Raw genomic sequence first — 3409 nt, forward strand, 5'->3', positions numbered from 1 at the left:
GTCGATCTCGGGCAGGTAGGGCGCGAGCGGCGCCAGGTCGTCCAGGGAGCTCATGCCCATGCGCTCGAGGAAGTAGGACGTCGTGCGGTACAGCACCGCGCCGCCGTCGCCGTCGTGGCCGGCCTCCTCGACCAGGCCGCGGGCGTGCAGCGTGCGGACGACGCCGTCGACGTTCACCCCGCGGATCGCCGAGATGCGGCCCCGGGTGACGGGTTGACGGTACGCGATGACGGCGAGGGTCTCCAACGAGGCCTGCGTGAGTCGCGCCGTCTGGCCGTCCACGACGAAGCGCCCGACGACGTCGGCGTGCGCGGGCGCGGAGTACACGCGCCACCCGCCGGCCACCTCCCGCAGCTCGAAACCTCGGCGCCGACCGCCGCGCTCGCCTCGGTAGTCCGCCGCGAGGCCGGTGAGCAGCTCGAGGACCTGACCGGTGGGCAGGCCGAGCACGCTCGCGAGCTGCGCGGTCGGCGCCGGCTCATCGATCACCATGAGCACCGCCTCCAGCGCGGCGAGGTGCTCCTCGGGAAGGACGTCGTCGGGGACGGGCTCGTAGCGGGCCTCGGTCATCGTGGTCCCTCCTTGGTGGGTTCGGCGGCGGTGGGCTCCTCCGGGGCGCTCGGCTCGTCCGGCGCGCTCGGCTCGTCGTAGTCGTCGTCGACCACGACGACGCCGTCCTCCTCACCCGTCCACCGGATGGTGAGCTCGGCGAGCGCCTCGGCCTGGTCGAACGCGACCACGCCCTCCCGGTAGAGCTCGAGCAGGGCGAGGAACCGGGCGACGACGACGGCGGTGGCGGTGGCGTCCTCGGTGAGCATGCGGAAGGTGGCGATGCGGCGGCGGCGCAGCCGGTCCACCAGGATCGCCGCTTGCTCGCGCACCGGCACGACGGCGTTGTGCACGTGGGAGATGTCCACCTGTGGCTCGCCCGGCCGGGGTGCGAACGCGGCGGCGGCGAGGCGGGCGAGATCCGCCACCCCGATCCGCATGACGAGCTCGGGCAGCAGCGCCGCCAGGTGCGGCTCGAGCGGCACGGTGCGCGGGTAGGAACGCCCGGCCTCGGCCCACCGCTCCCCCAGGACCTCGGCCACCTCCTTGAAGGCGCGGTACTGCAGCAGTCGGGCGAAGAGCAGGTCCCTCGCCTCGAGCAGCTCGAGGTCCTCCTCGCTCTCGACGTCGCCGCGCGGCAGCAGGCGGGCCGCCTTGAGGTCGAGAAGCGTGGCGGCGATGAGGAGGAACTCGCTGGCCTGGCCCAGGTCCCACTCGTCCTGGGCCGCGATGTGGGCGATGAACTCGTCGGTGACCTCGGCGAGCGCCACCTCGGTGATGTCCAGGCGGCGCTTGGCGATGAGCGAGAGCAGCAGGTCGAACGGGCCGCTGAAGTTCTCCAGCGTCAGCTCGAACGCACGAACCCCGGGGCGCTCCGCCGTCCCGTCGGTGACCGGTTCGGCCGGGGTCGCCGTCGCCCCGTCGGTGGCCGGGTGGGCCGGGGTCGCCGTCGTCTCAGGCGGCATGGCCGCGGGCGACGAGCTCGCGGGCGAGACGCCGGTACGCCTCGGCGCCGGGGTGGGTCGGGGCGAAGGTGGTGATCGGCTCGGTCGCGACGGAGGCGTCGGGGAACTTCACGGTCCGGGCGATCATCGTGTCGAAGAGCTTGTCACCGAACGCCTCGCGCACCCGTTCGATGACCTCGCGGGCGTGCAGCGTGCGCAGGTCCACCATGGTGGCCACGATGCCGTCGATCTGCAGGCGCGGGTTGAGCCGGTCCTGCACCTTCTCGATGGTCTCGACCAGCAGGGCGACCCCGCGCAACGCGAAGAACTCGGCCTCGAGCGGGATGAGGACGCCGTGCGCCGCCGTGAGGGCGTTGACGGTGAGCAGGCCGAGGGACGGCTGGCAGTCGATGAGGACGACGTCGTAGTCGTCGAGCACCGGGCGCAGCACGCGGGCGAGCGCCTGCTCGCGGGCCACCTCGTTGACCATCTGGATCTCGGCGGCGGAGAGGTCGATGTTGGCGGGCACCACGTCCAGCCCGGGGACGACGGTGTGCGCGATGATCTCGCGGACGTCCCCACGGGGCTCCATGAGCAGGTTGTAGATGGTGCGGTCGAGCTCGTGGGCGTTGATGCCCAGACCGGCGGAGGCCGCGCCCTGCGGGTCGAAGTCGACGATGAGGGTCTTGCGCCCGTACTCGGCCAGCGCGGCGGCGAGATTGATGGTCGACGTCGTCTTCCCGACGCCGCCCTTCTGGTTCGCCATGGCGATGATGCGGGCGGGGCCGTGGGCGTCGAGCGGGGCCGGCACCGGGAAGTCGCGCTCCTTGCCCGCTGCCGGGGTCAGGGCGCTCTCCTGGATCAGGCCTGGTTGCTCGATACTCACGCTGCCACGCTAGTCGACGTGCCGGGGCCGCCCCAACACGACGCGGCGAGGCGATGACCGGCAGAACCGCGAGAAGACGCCCGGGCCGTCCGCGCCAAGGGGTCAGCCGCGGGCCCGCGGGTGGGCGGCGGCGTAGACCTCGCGCATGGTCTGGACGGTCACCTGGGTGTAGACCTGCGTCGTCGTCACCGAGGCGTGGCCGAGCAGCTCCTGGACCACGCGGACATCGGCGCCGCCGGCGAGCAGGTGGGTGGCGAAGGAGTGTCGCAGGGTGTGGGGCGAGACCCGCTGCTCCAGCCCCGCCCGGCCGGCCGCGAGCTGGAGCACCGCCCACGCGCTCTGCCGGCTCAGGGGGTTTCCCCGGGTGTTGAGGAACACCGACGCGTTCCCCCGCCCGGCCCGCGCCAGCACGGGCCGGCCCCGCACGAGGTACGCCTCGAGCGCCTCGAGCGCGAACCGCCCGAGCGGCACCACCCTTTCTTTACGGCCCTTGCCGAACAGGTGCACGGACGTGACGTCGGCGTCGAGGTCGTCGACGGCGAGGGATACCGCCTCGCTGATGCGGGCGCCGGTCCCGTACAGCACCTCGAGGAGGGCACGGTCCCGCAGCGGCACCGGCCCTTCGCCCAGCGAGGCGGCGTCCAGGAGCCGTTCGACCTCCTCGACGGCGATCGCCTTGGGCAGGCGGCGGGCCGGCGACGGGGGCCGCACCCCGGCGCTGGGGTCCGCCGCCGTCGACCCCTCCTCGAGCGCGAAACGGTGCCAGCCGCGCACGGCGGTGATGGCCCTGCCCGCGGACGACGCCGCGAGGGCGGTGCGGCCGTCCGCGCCGGTCCGCAGCGTCTCCACGTACTCGGCGACGTCGCCGGGCTCGACCTGGGCCAGCGAGTCGCGCCCGCGTGCGCCCAGGTACGCGCCGTAGCGAGTGAGGTCGCGGCGGTACGCGGCGACGGTGTGCTCACTCATGCCGCGCTCGACCGACAGGTGCGCGAGGTACTCCCCCAGCGCCCGGGCGACGGGCTCGGGCACC

4 protein-coding genes are annotated in these 3409 nt (G+C 73.6%); all 4 read right to left on the reverse strand.

What is annotated here, in order from left to right:
- Nucleotides 1–570, reverse strand: a 570-nt coding sequence (scpB, locus tag ACYC1Z_RS14755) for an SMC-Scp complex subunit ScpB (RefSeq protein WP_461410269.1), incomplete at its 3' end; no start/stop codon positions are given.
- On the reverse strand, nt 567–1514 hold the full coding sequence (locus ACYC1Z_RS14760) for a segregation and condensation protein A (RefSeq protein ID WP_461410270.1): 948 nt from the start codon (nt 1512–1514) through the stop codon (nt 567–569). The genes ACYC1Z_RS14760 and scpB, both read right to left, overlap by 4 nt.
- Nucleotides 1504–2373 carry a ParA family protein gene (locus ACYC1Z_RS14765; protein ID WP_461410272.1) on the reverse strand — a complete coding sequence of 290 codons (870 nt, stop codon included), beginning with the start codon at nt 2371–2373 and terminating at the stop codon, nt 1504–1506. Before ACYC1Z_RS14765 ends, ACYC1Z_RS14760 begins: the two co-directional genes overlap by 11 nt.
- 108 nt (nt 2374–2481) lie before the next feature.
- Nucleotides 2482–3408: a site-specific tyrosine recombinase XerD gene (xerD, locus tag ACYC1Z_RS14770; RefSeq protein ID WP_461410271.1), complete on the reverse strand. Its 927-nt coding sequence runs from the start codon at nt 3406–3408 to the stop codon at nt 2482–2484.
- Nucleotide 3409: the final 1 nt, after the last annotated feature.

This window comes from Georgenia sp. (assembly GCF_054605595.1).